This window comes from Rhodococcus sp. 1R11, from assembly GCF_004563845.1.
Taxonomy (GTDB): Bacteria; Actinomycetota; Actinomycetes; order Mycobacteriales; family Mycobacteriaceae; genus Rhodococcoides.
The window spans coordinates 443,442-460,846 of record NZ_SPNG01000001.1; the positions used below are offsets into that span (position 1 = coordinate 443,442).

Consider the following 17,405-nt stretch of genomic DNA (forward strand, 5'->3'; position numbering starts at 1 on the left):
CGCCGGGGACGCGGGTGATGCTGAGGTACCGACTGCCACCCGGCCACACCCACCCGATGACGGACGTCATCGGGGAATTGGTGTCGGCCGACGCGGTCGCGGTGTCGGTCCGTGCCAAGGACGGCGCTCTGGTACAGGTGGCCGCCGATCGCGTGGTGGCGTTGAAGCCGTTGGGCCCCAAGCCTGTTCGCGCCTCGGAGATTCGGGCTCTGGAGGCGGCCGCGGCCGACGGGTGGCCGGGAACCGAACAGGAGTGGATTGCCGGCTGGCAGTTGCGTTTCGGGCACGGCTTCACTGGACGCGCCAATTCGGCGGTACCCCTCGAGCCCGGCGCAGCAGCGGATTCCGAGACGGTGGCTGCGATCTCCGCACGCTACGACGCACGAGGCCTGTCGCCGATTCTCGCCCTCCCCGACCGTCTCGCGACCGCACCGGCAGGTTGGTCGACGTTCAACGAGACCGTCGTCATGGCGGCGGATATCTCGAATCTTGTTCTACGCGAAGGCGACTCGCCTGTCGTCGTGTCCCCGGGACCGACCGCCGACTGGTTGCGCTCACTGCGCTACCAAGGCCGTGAGGCGTCGGCTGGTGCTGCCGAGGTGGTCTCGGCCGTACACAACGGAACCCTCGGCTTCGGGGCGATCGGGAACGCAGGAGTCGGATCGATCGCAGTGGGCCGAGCGGCCGTCACCGCGGCCCCGGACGGTCGGACGTGGGTGGGCTTGACCTCGCTCTGGGTGTCCCCCGAGCATCGCCGCAACGGTCTCGGCACGCTGATGTGCGGCGAGTTGGTGCGGTGGGGACGCGAGAACGGTGCAACGCACGCATACCTTCAGGTGGCCGTCGACAACACCGATGCCCAGGCGCTCTACCGCGATCTGGGATTCGGCGAGCATCACCGCTATCGCTACGCGCGCCCGGACGACGCGATCGGCCGCGAGCCTGTCGGACGCGTTCTATAGGGTTCCTTCCCGTGCGCTTTGCTACCTGGAATGTGAACTCCGTCCGCTCTCGGCAGGATCGAATCGTCGATTGGTTGCAGCGATCCGACGTCGACGTACTGGCGATGCAGGAAACCAAGTGCAAGGACGCACAGTTTCCGTACGAGCGATTCACCGAGATCGGCTACGAGGTTGCCCACGTCGGGCTCAGTCAGTGGAACGGCGTGGCGATCGCGTCGCGCGTCGGCTTGGACGATGTGCAGGTCGGCTTCGAGGATCAGCCCGGGTTCAGCAAGGATCCCGAGGTCGAGGCCGCAGACGAGGCTCGCGCCATCGGAGCGACCTGCGACGGGGTGCGCATCTGGAGCCTGTACGTGCCGAACGGCCGCGAGCTCGCCGATCCGCACTACACCTACAAGCTCGAGTGGCTCGCGGCACTGAAGGCCGACGCGCAGGCGTGGGTGGCGGCGGACCCACAGGCGCAGATCGCGCTCGTCGGCGATTGGAACATCGCGCCCACCGACGACGACGTGTGGGATCCCGCCCTGTTCGAGGGCAAGACACACACCTCGCAGCCGGAGCGTGATGCCTTCGCCGCGTTCGCCGACGCCGGGTTCACCGAGGTGACGCGGCAGTTCACTCCCGAGCCGAGGACGTTCACCTACTGGGACTACACCCAGTTGCGATTTCCGAAGAAGCAAGGTCTGCGCATCGACATGGCGTTGACCTCACCTGCTCTGACGGCTCGCGTGACCGGCGCATCGATCGATCGCGAGGAGCGTAAGGGCAAGGGTGCCAGCGATCATGCTCCGGTGATCGTGGAGATCGGCTGAGTAGGGCGGACCGAACTGCCGGCCACCGCTCGCGCAGCGATGATCGCTCCCACGGCAATCAAGATTCCGTGGGCGATCCGCACGGCCGGTGGGGTGTAGAACTGCGGGAGATACAACACGAATCCGGCGGCCAGCACCATCGCATAGCGGTTCCGTAGAGCGAACATCACCAGCCCGACGGCGATCGACACCAGTCCGAGGCCGAACATGACCGTTTGCACGATCGAGTAGCGAATCGGATCGACAAGGTCGAGCAGCCCGGGGTTCGAGTTCGCGGCGGCGTCGATGCCCAGCGCGTGCAGCGCGAACGTCTCCGCACCGTAGTACGGCAGAAGCAGTCCGACGCCGATCCAGGTAGTGACCACTGCCGGATCGGACCGTCGACCGCCGTAGAGCACAACCAGTCCGAGTGCGATGAAGCCGAGCATCGCGAAGGTATGGGCCGTCACCCAACTCGAGGATGCGAAGGCGTCCGCTCCTGCACTGCCCATCTCGTCCGAGTAGGGGCGCAATACGGGGTAGAGGCCGAACATGAGGCCGACGAAGACATACAGAGCTGCACGCATCGGGAGTACCCAACCTTTCGAGAGCGGCGCTCTCTACAGGGAGCAGTATTCACCCTCGACACAATCCAGGCAAGAGCAGTGCTCTCTATTCGACCACCAGGTCCAGGAACTCCGGGTGCTGCGCCAGGTAGCGACGGACGTAGGTGCAGATCGGAACGATGCGCCAGTCGCGGTCGCGCGCGGTGTTCAGCGATGCGCGAACCAGCACTCCCGCCCAGCCGCGGTCGCCGTATTCCTCTTTGACGACCGTGTGCATCAGCGCGACGACCGATTCGTCGCCGGCTGCGTCGTCGCCAACGCCGAACCGATAGCCGAGAATGCCGACGAGATCATCGTCGACGAACAGATCGAATCTGTTGTGGTCGGCGTTGTCCTCGATGCGGACCGAGGGGCGCTCGACCGGGATTGCCGCGTCGGAGCGGCGGGGAATGATGTGACTCATGTCACCAATGAGACCAGTGTTGGCCGAGTGTCGCGGGGAAAGTGCACCGATCGACGCCGAGTCGAGTCCTTAACGTAACCAGCCTTAACGTAACCAGCCCTGATGTGACCGGCGGGGCTGTTCGAGCAGCACTCAGAGAGCGACGAGCATGTCGTTGTACTCGGGGTTGGCTGCCGCGAAGCGCTGGACGTAGGTGCAGACCGGCTTGACCTTCCAGCCGTAGGACCGCGCGCTGTCGAGGGCGCGGCGAACCAGAATGCCGGCCAGGCCCTGATGACCGAAGTCCTCGGTGACGACGGTGTGCATGAAGGAGACGACATGCGTTCGTGTCGCGCGGGCTCCGTTTCCTTCGACTTCGAAGAATCCGACGATGCCGACGAGGTCGCCGTTCAGTCGAAGCTCGAAACGGTTCTGGTCTTTGTTGATCGAGACATCAGCACTGGGAGAACTCGCAAGCATGGACGCCTCCTTTGCTGGGTGTGGAGTGGTGGAGGAACTTCGCAACCGACACGAGATGTGACGTGCACCACTATTAAACATGCGCGCGGTGGGTCTGTCACCTTTTCTACCAACAAACCTTCGGATGCGTAGGTTTGTCCATCGATCCGGAACCGGATGCTGGTACAGCTCATAAGTGTCCCCGTGCGCCGTTGTGATACAACAACATTCAAAGTGTCACCATGTTTTCACCAACATTCGCCTTCGGCGTCTCGCCTGCCGAGAACCTGCCGATCGCGGCCCGCCGGTACTGTCGTCTCTCGTGAAGTTCCTACCGCTCACGCCCAACGGCGAGACTCCCGTCCGCGCGCTGACGATCGCCGGAACCGACTCCGGCGGCGGTGCCGGAATCCAGGCGGACAGTCGCACGATGGCCATGTTGGGCGTGCACGCATGTGTTGCCGTCGCGGCGGTGACGGTCCAGAACACCGTCGGCGTGACGGGCTTCCACGAGATCCCGCCGGAAATCGTCGCGGCTCAGGTTCGCTCGGTGGTATCGGACATCGGCGTCGGCGCAGCGAAGACCGGGATGCTGGCGTCCACCGCGATCATCGAGGCGGTCACGGCAGTGTGCACCGAGGTGGGTATCGGCCGCGACCACCCGGTTCCGCTCGTTGTCGACCCGGTGTGCGCGTCCATGCACGGTGACCCCCTACTGCACGCCGAGGCGCTCGACGCGATACGGCACACGCTGTTTCCCATCGCCTCGCTGGTGACTCCCAACCTCGACGAGGTTCGGTTGATCACCGGCATCGATGTCGTCGACGATGCCAGCGCGCATCGCGCCGCCGAGGCACTACACGGATTGGGCGCGCAATGGGCCCTGGTCAAGGGCGGTCACCTCCGCACCTCGACCCACAGCACCGATCTACTGTTCGACGGCGACACCTTCCTCGAATTCACCAGCGAACGCATCGACACCGGCAACGATCACGGCGGCGGCGACACCCTCGCGGCATCGATCGCGTCGGCGCTGGCCCACGGATACTCGATGCCCGACGCGGTGGCGTTCGGCAAAGAATGGGTCACCCGTTGCCTGGCCGCGTCCTACGACCTCGGTGCCGGCCACGGCCCGGTGTCACCGCTGTGGCGACTGCACGAGTCGGAGAATGCGTAGGTCGTCGGGTGCGCCCTTGATCTTCGGCGCGAAGAAGCTGCGCCGATAAGGCTTGGCGACCACGCGCAACGCGTCGAGCACCTCCGGTGACACGGCGTCGAGTGCGGCGGCAGAGATCATGATGTTGCCGTTTCCGCCGGTCTGCATCACCCGCGCTGCGACGGTGACGTCGACACCGAGCCAGTCGGAACCGACCTGACGCGGGCTGCCGGTGTGGATTCCGACGCGCATCGTCGGGGTGTAACCGTCGACGTTCACGCTGCTCAAGGCCTCGCGCGCTGCGAACACGGCGTCGACAGCTTTGCCCGCGTCGGCGAACACGGCCATGATCCCGTCGCCCAGCCTTTTCACGACGTGACCGCCGCGGAACACGACCTCGGGTTCGACGGCTTTGGAGACTTGGCGGAGCAACGTCAATGTGGCGGTATCACCGGCGCGCAGCGACCACGACGAGAATCCGACGAGGTCGGTGAAGACGATCGTGACGTCCTCGTCGCCGCGGCCCCGGCCGGCTCGCTCGAGGATGGCCTGCCAGACCTGCAGAGCACCGAGGCCGAGTTCGCGGGAGGCACCCGGCTCGTCGTCGAGTCCGTTCGTTGCCAGGAACCGATCCGCCACGCGCGCGACGGCCAGTGCGCGTCCCGGACCGTCGATCGACAGCGGATCACCGAACGTGGGGTCACCGGGTAATGCGCGACGCACACGCCGAACCGCCCCGACGACGGTGGGCGCTCGGTTGGTGGTGCGGACCCACTCCACCACCGAGGAGACGACTGCGTTCACAGCATCGAGCGTAACTCACGGTTACACATACTTCCCTTACCCTTCGGCGCGCGCGGCCTCGCGCGCAGCCCCGACCGGTACTCCGTTGGGGCCTTCCACCGACTGCGCGTAGACACCGATGCCGTATGCCACGGCGGCACCGTTCTTCACCAGCGCCACGCGGTCGACGTTCGCCAGGGTGTCCTGATCGGTGTGGTAATTCTCGTCGAACGTCTGATCGGCCGTGCCACCCCACTTCGCGGCCTGCTCGGCAGTCTTGTTCTCGTCCGCTCCGCTGAAGACCCCGCCTGCGGGGATGCCGACCTCGATGAACGGGCCGTAGTCGGACCGACCGTCGAAATCCGTGCCGTCGACGGCGATCCCGTCGGCAGCCGAATGCTCGACGAACGTGCGCTCGATGGCGTCGGATCCGGTCGGTCCCGCAGGCTCACCGACCTTGTCGGAGTCGTCACCGTCGTAGGCGAGGTAGCCGGGGTTGTGCGAGCCGATCATGTCGAAGTTCAAGTACAGCGCGATGTTTCGCTTGTCCTCGTCGGACAGGCCCTCGACGTACTTGGTCGAACCGACGAGCCCGTTCTCCTCGGCACCCCAGAATGCGAACCGGACCGCGTTGGTCACCTCGGGTGCACTGCCCATCTGCAGAGCAGTCTCGAGCACTGCGGAGGTGCCGGTGCCGTTGTCGTTGATGCCCGGACCCTCGGGGACGCTGTCGAGGTGGGCACCCGCGACCACGACGTTCTCGGTCGAGCCGGTGGTGGTCTGCGCGATGATGTTGCGGCTCGTGGTCGACTCGGTCGTCGTGACGAGAGTCAGCGTGACCTCGGGGGCCGCGAGGACCGCTGCGCCGTCCTCCTGACTGACTCCGCCGGTCGGAATTTTCGCGGTATCGGAATCACCGAGCGTTCCCGAATCCAGTGGCCCGGGTTCGTTGTTGACGATGATCGCTGCCGCCGCACCCAATTCGGCGGCGACGGCCTGCTTCGCACCGAAGGGGCACACCCCTCGCGGCACGACTGCCACCGCTCCCGCCAGGTCGAGACCGGCGTAATCGGTTGCCTCGCACCCATCTGCCCCGGCGGGCGCGCCGACGACGCGAGCGGTGATTCCCTCGGCGGACGTGGTGGGCGAGTAGCTGAGCGCGAACACCGGTATCTCGGTGCCCGCGAGGAGGAGGGTTTGCGTCTGCGCTTCGAAGGTGTCGAAATCGAATTCGGGAGTGGTGACGTCGAATCCGGCCGATTCGAGTTGGGAGACAACGTAATCGACACTCGCGTCGTATCCGGCGGTCCCGGCCGCGCGGTTACCGTCGTGCGCGGCGGCGATGTTCTCCAGTTCCTGCAGGTGCCCGACGAGGGCATCCTCGGTGACCGCTTCCGACAGGCCGGACCCGTCGGGTGTCGCGAAAACTCTGGCCGGTTCCTCGTCCCCCGTACCGGAGGAGGACGAGCAACCGGCCAGAATCAGGACAGTGACGGCGCTACCTGCAAGCAAGGAAATCCGCATAGCGGACACCCTACCCAGGCAGGAGTCAGGCGTCCCGGCGATTGACCACGAACACTGCCACTCCGAAGATCACCGCGGTGAAGACGACGAAGTAGATCAGGCTGCCGATCGGACCCCAGTGGAAGTCCGTTCCCGCAGATCCGCCGAGGAAATGGTCGGCGTTCTTGAACGGCAGGAACGGCTGAATCTTCTCGCCGACCTTCGGGATGATCCCCACGAGGTTCTCGATGAGCAACGGCCACAACAACAACACGGCAATGGCACCGGCGGACTGACGAATCAGCGCACCCACGGCAACGGCCAGAACTATCTGCACGAACGCCAGAACTGCGGTGCCGTAGACGACGCGCCAGGTGCCGTCGACGTCGAAGCTCAACAGAGCCCCGGCTTCCTCACCCGCGATGGACTTGGCCAAGAACAATGCGCCGAAAGCCAGTACCAGCGACAGCACAGCCCCGTACACGCCGACGATGAGAGCCTTCGCACCGAGCACCGAGGCCCGGTTGGTGATCGCCTGGAACGTGGTTCGGATCAGGCCGAAGCGGTATTCGCTGGTGACGGTGAGAGCGCCGAGGATCATCAACACCATGATGCCGAGTCCGCCGACGCCGCTACCGACGACGTCGTATGCGGTGGTCGGTGGTAGACCTTCCGGCGCATCGGGGCCGATGGCCGTCTTTGCGGCCCAACCCAGAATGGCTCCGAACCCGAGGCCGAAGACCACCACGATCGCGCTGCACCACCAGGGCGACTTGGTCGAGGTGAACTTGATTCTTTCTGCTGCCAAGACGCCCATCAGAGTGCACCGCCCATTGCTTGCTGAGTGTTCTGGTCTTCGGCTCCCGAGCCGTGATATTGCACTGTGTCTCCGGTGAGTTTCATGAAAGCTTCCTCGAGCGAGCCGCGCTGAGAGGCCAACTCGTGCAGAGTGATTCCGGCCCGGCCGGCGAGGTCGCCGATCGCGTCGGTGGTGGAGTTCAACACCACGAGCGAGGGCTGCAGTTCGTCGGACTTGTCCGGCTCACGCACGGTGAGGCCGGCGGTGGTCAGCACCTGGCGCAGGCCGTCGAGCTGTGGGCTACGCACGCGTACCGAGGCCTCGGAGGCGTGGTCGATGAATTCCTGCACCGAGGAATCGGAGATCAGCTTGCCGCGTCCGATGACGATGAGGTGTTCGGCCGTCTGCGCCATCTCCGAGAGCAAGTGGCTCGACACCAGGACCGTGCGGCCCTCGGCTGCCAAGCGCTGCATGAACTTTCGGATCCAGACGATGCCCTCGGGATCGAGTCCGTTGACCGGCTCGTCGAACAGCAACACCTTGGGGTCGCCGAGAAGAGCGCCGGCCAGACCGAGCCGCTGGGACATGCCGAGCGAGAACCCGCCTGCATTCTTCTTCGCTACCTCGGACAGGCCCACCAGCCGCAGCACCTCGTCGACGCGGGACTTGGGGATTCCGTTGGAGGCGGCCATCCATTCCAGATGTGCACGCGCAGATCGGTTGGGGTGCACCCACTTGGCGTCGAGCAGAGCGCCGACGGTACGCAGTGGCTGCTTCAGGTGGCTGTAGCTCTTGCCCTCGATGGTCGCCGTCCCCGAGGTGGGGCGGTCGAGCCCGAGAATCATCCGCATCGTGGTGGACTTGCCCGCACCGTTCGGTCCGAGAAAGCCGGTCACGATGCCGGGTTTGATGGTGAAGGTGAGGTTGTCGACCGCCGTCACCGCTCCGTACTGCTTGGTCAGTCCTGTCACTTCGATCATGGGACAACTGTCCCTGATCGACGGCGTGTCCACATCGCCCCACAGTCGCGACTTGCATCATCCTTTTGGATGACACAGACCCTGAGACAGCGAAGGCCTGGCTGCGTCGCGTGGTCGCCTGAGCGCGGCCGCAAATGCGCGCGCGTTTGCCAGATGCGCGGGGATTCGCCCTCATTTTCGCCACTATTCTGCGCGCGTTTCGCAAACGCGCTCGCGTTTGCGAAATACGCAGCACCACACAAAGCGCCGCGCCGCCGACGCAGCCGCTACATCGGTGAGCTGGCCTGCGCCCAGAATCGTTTCGGGATGCGGCCTGCATGTCGGGCTTGGTAACCCGCGGCCACCGCATGCTTCATCGCCGACGCCATCAGCGCGGGATCCTTGGCGCGGGTCACCGCGGTCGCGAGCAGCACTGCATCGCAGCCGAGTTCCATCGCGAGGGTGGCGTCGCTGGCGGTGCCGATGCCCGCGTCGAGGATCACCGGCACCCCTGCCGCCTCGACGATCATCTCGATGTTGTGCGGGTTGGCGATGCCGAGGCCGGTGCCGATGGGCGAGCCGAGCGGCATGACGGCCACGCAGCCGATGTCTTCGAGACGCTTGGCCAGCACCGGGTCGTCGGTGGTGTACGGCAGCACCTGGAAACCGTCGTCGACGAGTTGCTCTGCTGCCCTGACCAATTCGATGGCGTCGGGCAGCAGGGTTCGCTCGTCGGCGATCACTTCGAGCTTCACCCAGTCGGTCTCGAGCGCCTCGCGGCCCAGTTGAGCGGTGAGCACGGCCTCGGCCGATCCTCGACACCCCGCGGTGTTCGGCAGCGGGGCGATGTTCAACCGGCGCAGCAGATCGAGCACTCCCGTCCCACCTGCGGCGTCGACGCGGCGCATCGCGACGGTGGTCAGTTCGGTGCCCGACGCCACGAGCGCCTCCTCGAGGACGGCGAGGTTGGCCGCTCCCCCGGTGCCGGTGATGAGCCGCGAGGTGAAGGTGCGATCGGCAATTGTCAGTCCGGAAGTGGTCACGTCCGTCATGCGCTCAACCACCCTGCACTGCGGTGAGAACGTCGATGGTCCAACCCTTTTGGACGTCGGTGGTCTCCCAGCGACTCTTGGGCAGCACAGCACCGTCGACGGCGACGGCAATGCCCTTCTCGGGCAGCCCCAGGAATTCGAGCAGCCGACGCATGGTCATGTCCTCGGTGAGCAGGTGATCCTCGCCGTTGACGGTGATGCCGATGGCAACCTGTGTCATGGTGTCCTTTCGATTCGAGAAGAGTCGATCTGTGGGCTCGAGATGTCCGAGAAGCGTTCGGGTGTGGCGGCTTTCGCCTCGGGTAGCGCCTCGCCCGATATCAGCGCGGCGACGGCGTCTGCGGTGATCGGCGCGAGCAGAATGCCGTTGCGGCCGTGTCCGGTAGCGACGATCACGTTGTCGGCGAGTCTGCCGATCAACGGCAGTCCGTCGGGGCTCATCGGCCGTAATCCTGCAGCGGTCTCGTACAGTTCGTACTCGCCGATGCTCGGCATCAGCCGTTCCGCGTCGGCGATCAGGTCTCGTACCCCCGCCACGGTGACCTGCGTGTCCTCACCGGATTCGTATTGTGTTGCGCCGACGACCAATCCGTCACCGCGTGGCACCAGGTACACGGGGCGGCCGTGCACGGTTCCGCGGATGGTGCGGCTCGGCGGCGGTGCGGCGCTGGGTCGGCGACGCAGCCGCAGGATCTCGCCTTTCACCGGCCGGACGGGCAGTGTCGGCCACAGTGCGGCGCAGCGAGAACCGGCGGCCAGGACCACCTGGTCGGCGTCGGGAATTGCGTCGATCGAGGTTGCCACGAACTCCACTCCGGCATCGAGACATCCCTGCTCGAGCGCGGCGACCAGGGCCCGATTGTCGACGGACAGCTCGGTCGGTGCCAACAATCCGAGCCGAATGTTCTGCGCCAACGCAGGTTCGAGTTCACGCACCTGCGCGCGGCCGAGAATCTCGAGCTCGTGTCCCTGCTCGCCCACCCATTCGGCGATCGTGCGCAGGTCGGAGGCATCGGCGGAGTCGAGGGCAACCGTCATCGATCCGGTGGCCGAGAACACCGACGGGCCGGGAAGGCGTCCGGCGAAGTCCGGCCACCGCGCCAGTGACGCGGCACCGAGCCGTAGGAGTTCGTGTTCACCGGGCCACCCCTCGGACAGCGGGGCCAGCATGCCGCCGGCGACCCACGACGCGCCTCGACCCAGCGCAGGATCGTGCACCACCACCCGGTGGCCGTCCTCCGCCAGTCGTAGCGCCGTCGACAGCCCGATGACGCCTCCGCCGATTACGACGATATGCACGCGATTCACGTCCTCACTCCCTGCGCCCGCATGATCGGGTTCAGGTATTGACGGTAAGGGCGGCGAACCCACTCTCAGCCCCACGATCCTCGGGACTCCCGCGATATGTCGGCCACTCCGTCGTCGGTCGCGGCTGCCATGAGAATACAGTTCGTTTCGTGCACCCAACTCAGACCGCCCGCAACCAGACTCCTCGCGAGCGTCTTGCGTCCGCTCGCCTCTACCTGTGTACCGATGCCAGGCGCGACAAGGGCGATCTCGCGCAGTTCGCCGAGGCCGCGTTGTCCGGCGGCGTCGACATCATCCAGCTGCGCGACAAGAACTCCGCCGGTGAGCGCCAGTTCGGGCCGCTCGAGGCCAAGGACGAGCTCGCTGCGCTGGCGATTCTGCTCGCTGCCACCAAACGCCACGGTGCATTGCTGGCCGTCAACGACCGCGCGGATCTGGCGCTGGCGTCCGGTGCCGACGTCCTGCATCTGGGCCAGGGTGACCTGCCGGTGCATTATGCGCGCCAGATTCTCGGCCCGGACGTGGTGATCGGACGCTCGACGCAGAACCGCGCGCAGTCCTCGCTCGCTGCGATCGAGGACGGCGTCGACTACTTCGCCGTCGGTCCGGTGTGGCCGACGCCCACCAAGCCCAACCGCTCGGCCGCCGGCTTGGAAACGCTGCGGGCCACCGCGGATGCGCTGCCGGAGCGGCCATGGTTCGCCATCGGCGGCGTCGACGCGACCAATGTGGATCAGGTTCGAGCGGCGGGAGCCGAGCGCATCGTGGTCGTTCGGGCGATCACCGAGGCGCGCGATCCGCAGGCTGCCGCACGCGCGCTGGTACAGGCGCTACAGAACTGACGTCACTGGGCTGATGTCACAAAGCGGATGTCACAGCCAGGCGAGCACGGCGGACGGCGAGAGCACCTGCACCGCGCCGGGCAGTCGATTCTGCAGGCCGCGGTCGGCGGTGACCAACGCGGTCAGGTCCGTCGATCGGTGGGCCTGATCGGTGAGGGTGTCGTCGCCACTGCCGTCCGCGAGAATCACCGGGATGCGCGGATCGTCGATCAGGGCGTCGCGCGCTTGCCCTTCGAGCACGGCCTCGATGCGGGTGAGCCAGCCGTACTGGCCGCTCGGTAGCTCCACCGTGCGCGGCAGTGTCGCGGCCAAGGACGTCAACAGCGCATCCGTCGAGCCGGCGCGGTCCTTCCACCAGCCGTCGGGCCGGGAGCCGAGGACGTTGGCGGTGTCGAGCAGCACGCGCAGCGGCTCGGTACGCAACGACGGCCAGCTCGACGCGAAACCCGGGTGCAGTGGCAGCTCGGCGACGATGGACTCCGGCACCCATCGCAGTTCGGTGCTCTCACCGTTCGGGACGGTGGCGAGCGGGTGATCGGTGTCGGCGATGACCGTGGTGTACGACCAACCGCTCGGGACTGCGGCGGTGACACGCTCGCTGCGCACGCTCAACTGTTCGGCCGCGATACCGGCTTCCTCGTGCGCCTCGCGGACCGCCGCGTGCTCGGTGCTCTCGTGCGAGTCGCGAGCCCCGCCCGGCAGGGCCCACGTTCCGCCCTGATGACTCCACAACGCGCGGTGCTGCAGCAACACCATCGGTTCGCCCGCATCGGAGGGCGCACGGAGCAGCAAACCGGCGGCGCCGTGCTTGCCCCAGTGCCGAGAACCGTTCTCACCGATCACCCAACCGTCCCCGTCACCGCGCATGCTCCCCACCCTAGGTGAACCGCCTCGCCGCTGTGTCTGTGCTGTAGTGGCTGCAGCGCGGTCCGCCTGCTTATATGCTCGGTGCGTGATCGCGGCCGGCATTACTCCCTCCGCTGCCGTCCCCCCGACAACGGCACCCCACGTCGGTGCCGCTGCAGGCAAGCCACCGGTTCGATACACGATGCGTTCGACGCCTGCGCGGTTGGTCGCGATGGGTACCGCGCTGGTCGTGTTGGCGCTGACGGTCGGAAATCTCGCGTCGACGGCGGTGACCGATCGAGTCGACACTCTCGGGACACTGCTGGTGCGTACCGAGCCGTTCGCCAACTCGGCTCAGAATCTCTACGGTGCCCTGTCGGTCGCCGACGCGGCCGCCGCGTCGGCATTCATCGCCGGCGGGCTCGAGCAACCCGAGGTGCGTGACCGGTACTCGCAGGCTTTGGGTGAGGCTTCGTCGGAATTGATCGCCGCGTCCGCCGGGGTCACCGACAAGGACGAGGCCACCAGCGCGGTGCTGACGCAGATCGCCACCGGGTTGCCGGTGTACAGCGGGCTGGTCGAGACGGCGAGAGCGAACAATCGCAGCGGGAACCCGGTGGGTGCGGCATACCTCGGCGAGGCGTCGACGATGATGCAGTCGAGTCTGTTGCCGCTGGCCGAGAAGTTGTATACCGAGCAGGCCTCTCGCGTCTCGGCGGATCAGGAGAGGTTCACCAGTCCCCCGTACTTCGCGATCGGGTCGGTGGTGTTCCTGTTGCTGATGACCGGTCTCGCCCAGTGGTATCTGTCCCGGACGACGCGTCGCACACTCAATGTCGGTTTTCTCGGTGCCACGGCCGCTCTGGCGGGCTTGCTCGGGTGGATGTTGGTGGTGGGGTTGATCTCGTCGATCGCCACCGACCGCGCGATCGACCGCGGGGTGGCTCCGCTGAAGTCCTACACGACGGGTTTCATTCTGGCCCAGCAGGCCAGGGCGGACGAGACACTCGACCTGGCCCGCCGCGGTGGCAGCCAGGATTACGGACAGTCGTTCGCCGGCAACGTCTCTCGGCTCGCGGACATGTTCGAGGGCGACCCCGAGGTGACCGAGGCCCTGAACAACTGGTCGGCCTCGCATGCGCGCATCGATTCGGCGCTCGAGGTGGGCGACTTCAACGGTGCGGTGTCGATAGCGACCGGATCGGGTGATTCGGATTCGGCGGCCGCGTTCAATGCTCTCGACAATGTGCTGGTCGACGGGATCGACAGTGCCCGAAGCGAACTACGCTCCAACATCGACCGATCCGTCTGGGTCCTGTCGGGCTTGTCCAACGGCGCGTACGTGCTCACGGTGGTGGCCTCGGTGGCATTCGGAGTCGGCCTGTTCCCGAGGCTGCGTGAATACCTGTGAGACGCCTACTCGCCGCCGGCCTCGTCGCGACAGCCCTGCTCGTCGGATGCTCGCCGCCGGAAAGAATTGCGGCACAGAGCGATACGACGTTCACCGAACCGCCTCTGCCCGACGGAGCAACCGTCGCGGCTCGGCCCACCGAAACACCGGCGGACGACGAGTGCGCCCGCCCCACGGCCAGTCTGCGGCCGCTACCGACCGGCACCGACGCGCCACTGCCTCCTCAGCCGACCATCGATGCACTCCGAGCCAAGGGTCGCCTCGTCGTCGGCCTCGACACGGGCAGCAACCTTTTCAGCTTTCGCGATCCCATGACCGGGCAGCTGGTCGGGTTCGACGTCGACATCGCTCGAGAGATCTCACGCGACCTGTTCGGAGACCCGAACCGGTTGGACTTCCGGATTCTGACATCCGCACAGCGCCTCGAAGCCCTGCAGGACTCGACGGTCGACATCGTGGTGAAAACGATGACGATCACGTGCGCCCGGCGTAAGGACGTCCAGTTCTCCACCGTGTACTTCCAAGCGCAGCACCGAGTTCTGGTGGTACAGGGCTCGGGTATCCGCGGGGTCGGGGATCTGGCGGGCAAGCGGGTATGCGCCGTGGAGGGCACCACGTCGCTGCGTCGCCTGCAGCGGGTACAACCGGCCGCGACGGTGGTGACGGTGCCCATGTGGTCGGATTGCCTGGTGGTACTGCAACAACGACAGGTCGACGCCATCAGCACCGACGACGCCATCCTGGCCGGACTGGCCGCACAGGACCCGTACCTCGAGATCGTCGGCGACAGTCTGAGCCCGGAACCGTACGGAGTGGGCATCAACAAGAAGAACGAGGATCTCGTGCGCTTCGTCAACGGCACGTTGGCACGCATCAGGTCCGACGGCACCTGGAACCGCATCTACAACAAATGGCTGACGGTGCTCGGCCCCTCCCCCGGTCCACCCACCGCGTCGTACAGCGATTAGAGGCGCACGTCATGGATGAGGACGAACAGCAACCCACCGCTCCCGCGCAACGTACGCAGGCGGTGTCACGGAATCAGCTCACATCGACTGACGGCGTCGAACGCACTCAGGCGGTGTCGCGACCGGAGGCCACGCCGACCGACGGCGTCGAACGCACGCAGGCGGTCTCGCGGTCGGAAGCCACGCCGACTGACGGCGTCGAACGCACGCAGGCGGTGTCCCGGTCGCCGATCGACGACCGGACCGCACCGACTCCGGGGCCGAATTCTCCGGTAGGCGATAGTAACTCGGCTGTCTCGAAGTCCGCGGCTGCCAAATCCACAGCCGCCAGGTCCAGCATGTCCCAGAGCGCGTCCACTCGGGCCAGAACCGGTCGGTCTCGGTCCGGTCGTTCCCGCAGCACCGGTATTCGGCGTCGTCTCGGCGGCGGCCTGGTGGAGGTTCCCCGGGTGGAGCCGATCGATCCGGCGACCGCGGTGATGTCGGATCCCACGGTGCCGCAGCACAAACGGTTCTGTTGGAAGTGCAACGCCAAGGTGGGGCGCAGCGAACCGGGTGAGCCCGACATCTCGGTGGGCGTGTGCCCGCACTGCGGCACGACCTTCGATTTCACTCCGCTGCTCGAGCCGGGTGATCGGGTGGTGGGCCAGTACGACGTTCAGGGCTGCATCGCGCACGGCGGTCTGGGGTGGATCTACCTGGCCATCGACCGTAACGTCAGCGATCGCTGGGTGGTGCTCAAAGGCCTACTGCATTTCGGCGACGAAGAAGCACATGCGGTCGCGGTTGCCGAGCGTCAATTCCTGGCCGAGGTAGCGCATCCCGGCGTCGTCAAGATCTACAACTTCGTCGAACAACCCCGCGGCGACGGCACCTCCGTCGGCTTCATCGTCATGGAGTACGTGGGTGGCCGTTCGCTGCGCGACATCCTGACCGCGTGCGGCGACGACGCCCGCATGCCGGTCGAGCAGGCGCTCGCCTACGTTCTCGAAGTGCTTCCGGCACTGGGTTATCTGCATTCGATCGGGCTGGTCTACAACGATCTCAAGCCCGAGAACATCATGGTCTCCGAGGACCAGATCAAGCTGATCGACCTCGGTGCGGTGGCCGGCATCGAGGATTACGGATACCTGTACGGCACGGTGGGGTACCAGGCACCGGAGATCGTGAAGACCGGGCCGACAGTGGCGTCGGACATCTACACCGTCGGCCGCACCCTCGCGGTGCTGACGCTGGACATGCCGTCGAAGAACGGCAAGTACCTCGACGGCCTGCCCTCGGTCGCAGAATCGGAAGTGTTGCAGCAGTTCCCGTCGCTGCATCGCCTGCTGCTTCGAGCCACCAACGCAGACCCGACTCGGCGGTTCCGGTCCGCCGACGAATTCGCGGGGCAGGCAACCGGCGTGCTGCGCGAGATCCTGGCCATCCGGACAGGCGTCGAGCGGCCCGGCCTGTCCGCGGTGTTCAGCCCGCCGCGTACGACGTTCGGCACGGAGCAGTCGGTGGGTCGTACCGATACCTACGTCGACGGCAAAGTGCGCCACGAGCGCATGACGGCAGCCGAAGTGGTTGCTGCGCTTCCGGTTCCCCTGGTCGATCCCAACGATCCGAGTGCTCCCCTGCTGGCCGCCGCCGTACACGTCGAAGCTCAGCAGACTCTGGACTCGCTCCAGCATGCCAAGCGGAACGGCATCGAGCGGGTGTCGGCCGGTACCACAGGTGCCACTGGTTCCGCGCCCGCGGGAGCGAGCCTGGAGATCACCCTCGCGGAGGTCAAGGCGCACCTCGATCTGGGGCACGTCGTGGAGGCCACCGACATCCTGTCGAAGGTGCAATCCGAGGATCATGCCGCCGATCCGTGGCGGGTGCAGTGGTACGCCGGATTGATCGCATTGCTGCACCACGAATACGATTCTGCGTTCACGAGTTTCGACAACGTGCTCGGAGCGATGCCCGGCGAGCTCGCGCCCAAACTGGCGCTCGGTGCCACATCGGAATTGTTGGGGCATGTCGCGCTCGGCAACGACGAGGACGCCGAGAAGTGGCGGGCCAGGGCCGAGGGCCTGTACCGGGCCGTGTGGCGCACCAACAGGGGCATCGTCAGCTCGGCGTTCGGTCTGGCCCGGCAGCTGCAGCGCCGCGGTGATCAGACCGGGGCCATCGCTGCACTGGACCAGGTGCCGATCAGCTCGCGGCACTACTCGATGGCGCGCATGACCAGTGTGCTGACCTTGCTGATGGATCGCTCGCGCGCCGAGCTGTCGGAGTCCGACTTCCGTTCTGCCGCAAGGCGAGTGGCTCTGCTCCCCAAGGCGGAGAGCCGAGCGCTGCAGATGCGGACGTTGGTCCTGGCGATGGCCCTGGACTGGATCGTCTCCGGTCACGCGTCCACGGCAGAACGCGAACCGATACTGAGTGTTCCGTTCACCGAGGACGGTTTGCGGCGCGGCACCGAGAAGGGGCTGCGGGCCCTGGCCCGCAGCGCAACCGATCGCGCGCACCGGTTCTCGTTGGTGGACTTGGCGAATGCGATCCGTCCGCGTTCGATGTTCTAGCGG

General features: G+C 66.2%; 18 protein-coding genes and 1 riboswitch. Of the genes, 7 read left to right on the forward strand and 11 right to left on the reverse strand.

The window, feature by feature from the left end; all coding sequences use genetic code 11:
* The first annotated feature begins 17 nt into the window (after nucleotides 1–17).
* Both E4P29_RS02210 and E4P29_RS02215 read left to right on the forward strand, forming a co-directional pair.
* On the forward strand, nucleotides 18–962 hold the full coding sequence (locus tag E4P29_RS02210) for a GNAT family N-acetyltransferase (RefSeq protein WP_135041901.1): 945 nt from the start codon (nucleotides 18–20) through the stop codon (nucleotides 960–962).
* Between the two features lie 11 nt (nucleotides 963–973).
* Nucleotides 974–1,774 carry an exodeoxyribonuclease III gene (locus E4P29_RS02215; RefSeq protein WP_135041500.1) on the forward strand — a complete coding sequence of 267 codons (801 nt, stop codon included), beginning with the start codon at nucleotides 974–976 and terminating at the stop codon, nucleotides 1,772–1,774.
* Here the strand turns inward: E4P29_RS02215 and E4P29_RS02220 are convergent.
* The 3 genes from E4P29_RS02220 to E4P29_RS02230 all read right to left on the reverse strand — a co-directional run bounded on the left by E4P29_RS02220 (nucleotide 1,744) and on the right by E4P29_RS02230 (nucleotide 3,241).
* The gene (locus E4P29_RS02220) at nucleotides 1,744–2,340 is read right to left on the reverse strand and encodes a hypothetical protein (RefSeq protein WP_135041502.1); all 597 of its coding nucleotides are present in this window, start codon (nucleotides 2,338–2,340) and stop codon (nucleotides 1,744–1,746) included. The two genes, E4P29_RS02215 and E4P29_RS02220, sit on opposite strands and share 31 nt — an antisense overlap.
* An 85-nt stretch (nucleotides 2,341–2,425) precedes the next feature.
* A complete protein-coding gene (locus E4P29_RS02225) occupies nucleotides 2,426–2,782 on the reverse strand; it encodes a GNAT family N-acetyltransferase (protein ID WP_135041504.1) in 357 nt (118 codons plus the stop codon).
* A gap of 132 nt (nucleotides 2,783–2,914) precedes the next feature.
* A complete protein-coding gene (locus tag E4P29_RS02230) occupies nucleotides 2,915–3,241 on the reverse strand; it encodes a GNAT family N-acetyltransferase (protein WP_027498479.1) in 327 nt (108 codons plus the stop codon).
* A gap of 301 nt (nucleotides 3,242–3,542) precedes the next feature.
* Between E4P29_RS02230 and thiD the strand changes: the two genes are divergently transcribed.
* The gene (gene thiD, locus E4P29_RS02235) at nucleotides 3,543–4,397 is read left to right on the forward strand and encodes a bifunctional hydroxymethylpyrimidine kinase/phosphomethylpyrimidine kinase (RefSeq protein WP_135041506.1); all 855 of its coding nucleotides are present in this window, start codon (nucleotides 3,543–3,545) and stop codon (nucleotides 4,395–4,397) included.
* On the opposite strand, the gene E4P29_RS02240 is transcribed toward thiD, so the two are convergent.
* From E4P29_RS02240 to thiO, 7 genes are all read right to left on the reverse strand, one after another.
* Entirely contained in the window at nucleotides 4,359–5,180 is an 822-nt protein-coding gene (locus E4P29_RS02240; RefSeq protein ID WP_135041508.1) for an adenylate/guanylate cyclase domain-containing protein, read from the reverse strand. The two genes, thiD and E4P29_RS02240, sit on opposite strands and share 39 nt — an antisense overlap.
* A 36-nt stretch (nucleotides 5,181–5,216) precedes the next feature.
* The gene (locus tag E4P29_RS02245) at nucleotides 5,217–6,683 is read right to left on the reverse strand and encodes a M28 family peptidase (RefSeq protein WP_135041509.1); all 1,467 of its coding nucleotides are present in this window, start codon (nucleotides 6,681–6,683) and stop codon (nucleotides 5,217–5,219) included.
* A 25-nt stretch (nucleotides 6,684–6,708) separates the two neighbouring features.
* Entirely contained in the window at nucleotides 6,709–7,479 is a 771-nt protein-coding gene (locus tag E4P29_RS02250; protein ID WP_135041511.1) for an ABC transporter permease, read from the reverse strand.
* Nucleotides 7,479–8,441, reverse strand: a complete 963-nt coding sequence (locus E4P29_RS02255) for an ABC transporter ATP-binding protein (protein WP_027498484.1) — start codon at nucleotides 8,439–8,441, stop codon at nucleotides 7,479–7,481. The genes E4P29_RS02250 and E4P29_RS02255 overlap by 1 nt, the downstream gene beginning before the upstream one ends.
* A gap of 266 nt (nucleotides 8,442–8,707) precedes the next feature.
* Nucleotides 8,708–9,472: a thiazole synthase gene (locus E4P29_RS02260; protein ID WP_135041513.1), complete on the reverse strand. Its 765-nt coding sequence runs from the start codon at nucleotides 9,470–9,472 to the stop codon at nucleotides 8,708–8,710.
* 4 nt (nucleotides 9,473–9,476) lie between these two features.
* Complete coding sequence (gene thiS, locus E4P29_RS02265; RefSeq protein ID WP_135041515.1) at nucleotides 9,477–9,692, reverse strand: sulfur carrier protein ThiS; 216 nt, start codon at nucleotides 9,690–9,692, stop codon at nucleotides 9,477–9,479.
* Nucleotides 9,689–10,771 carry a glycine oxidase ThiO gene (gene thiO, locus E4P29_RS02270; protein ID WP_135041903.1) on the reverse strand — a complete coding sequence of 361 codons (1,083 nt, stop codon included), beginning with the start codon at nucleotides 10,769–10,771 and terminating at the stop codon, nucleotides 9,689–9,691. The genes thiS and thiO overlap by 4 nt, the downstream gene beginning before the upstream one ends.
* A riboswitch (TPP riboswitch) is annotated at nucleotides 10,772–10,883 on the reverse strand. It abuts the gene before it with no gap.
* Nucleotides 10,884–10,929: 46 nt separating this feature from the next.
* Here thiO and thiE point away from each other — a divergent pair.
* A complete protein-coding gene (gene thiE, locus E4P29_RS02275; RefSeq protein WP_135041518.1) occupies nucleotides 10,930–11,622 on the forward strand; it encodes a thiamine phosphate synthase in 693 nt (230 codons plus the stop codon).
* 30 nt (nucleotides 11,623–11,652) lie between these two features.
* On the opposite strand, the gene E4P29_RS02280 is transcribed toward thiE, so the two are convergent.
* Nucleotides 11,653–12,489 carry an NUDIX hydrolase gene (locus E4P29_RS02280; protein ID WP_135041519.1) on the reverse strand — a complete coding sequence of 279 codons (837 nt, stop codon included), beginning with the start codon at nucleotides 12,487–12,489 and terminating at the stop codon, nucleotides 11,653–11,655.
* A gap of 85 nt (nucleotides 12,490–12,574) precedes the next feature.
* Between E4P29_RS02280 and E4P29_RS02285 the strand changes: the two genes are divergently transcribed.
* The 3 genes from E4P29_RS02285 to E4P29_RS02295 are packed head-to-tail and all read left to right on the forward strand — an operon-like array spanning nucleotide 12,575 to nucleotide 17,402.
* Nucleotides 12,575–13,879 carry a hypothetical protein gene (locus tag E4P29_RS02285; protein ID WP_135041521.1) on the forward strand — a complete coding sequence of 435 codons (1,305 nt, stop codon included), beginning with the start codon at nucleotides 12,575–12,577 and terminating at the stop codon, nucleotides 13,877–13,879.
* Entirely contained in the window at nucleotides 13,876–14,847 is a 972-nt protein-coding gene (locus tag E4P29_RS02290; RefSeq protein ID WP_135041523.1) for a glutamate ABC transporter substrate-binding protein, read from the forward strand. The genes E4P29_RS02285 and E4P29_RS02290 overlap by 4 nt, the downstream gene beginning before the upstream one ends.
* 11 nt (nucleotides 14,848–14,858) lie before the next feature.
* Nucleotides 14,859–17,402, forward strand: a complete 2,544-nt coding sequence (locus E4P29_RS02295; protein WP_209205269.1) for a serine/threonine-protein kinase — start codon at nucleotides 14,859–14,861, stop codon at nucleotides 17,400–17,402.
* The last annotated feature ends 3 nt before the right edge of the window (nucleotides 17,403–17,405 follow it).

Excerpts from the sequence above, each read along its gene's own strand:
- E4P29_RS02210 (WP_135041901.1), top strand. The coding sequence starts at position 18 with ATGCTGAGGTACCGACTGCCACCCGGCCACACCCACCCGATGACGGAC.
- E4P29_RS02260 (WP_135041513.1), bottom strand. The coding sequence starts at position 9,472 with ATGACGGACGTGACCACTTCCGGACTGACAATTGCCGATCGCACCTTC.
- E4P29_RS02230 (WP_027498479.1), bottom strand. The coding sequence starts at position 3,241 with ATGCTTGCGAGTTCTCCCAGTGCTGATGTCTCGATCAACAAAGACCAG.
- E4P29_RS02220 (WP_135041502.1), bottom strand. The coding sequence starts at position 2,340 with ATGCGTGCAGCTCTGTATGTCTTCGTCGGCCTCATGTTCGGCCTCTAC.
- E4P29_RS02280 (WP_135041519.1), bottom strand. The coding sequence starts at position 12,489 with ATGCGCGGTGACGGGGACGGTTGGGTGATCGGTGAGAACGGTTCTCGG.
- thiS (WP_135041515.1), bottom strand. The coding sequence starts at position 9,692 with ATGACACAGGTTGCCATCGGCATCACCGTCAACGGCGAGGATCACCTG.
- E4P29_RS02245 (WP_135041509.1), bottom strand. The coding sequence starts at position 6,683 with ATGCGGATTTCCTTGCTTGCAGGTAGCGCCGTCACTGTCCTGATTCTG.
- E4P29_RS02250 (WP_135041511.1), bottom strand. The coding sequence starts at position 7,479 with ATGGGCGTCTTGGCAGCAGAAAGAATCAAGTTCACCTCGACCAAGTCG.
- E4P29_RS02255 (WP_027498484.1), bottom strand. The coding sequence starts at position 8,441 with ATGATCGAAGTGACAGGACTGACCAAGCAGTACGGAGCGGTGACGGCG.
- E4P29_RS02295 (WP_209205269.1), top strand. The coding sequence starts at position 14,859 with ATGGATGAGGACGAACAGCAACCCACCGCTCCCGCGCAACGTACGCAG.
- E4P29_RS02225 (WP_135041504.1), bottom strand. The coding sequence starts at position 2,782 with ATGAGTCACATCATTCCCCGCCGCTCCGACGCGGCAATCCCGGTCGAG.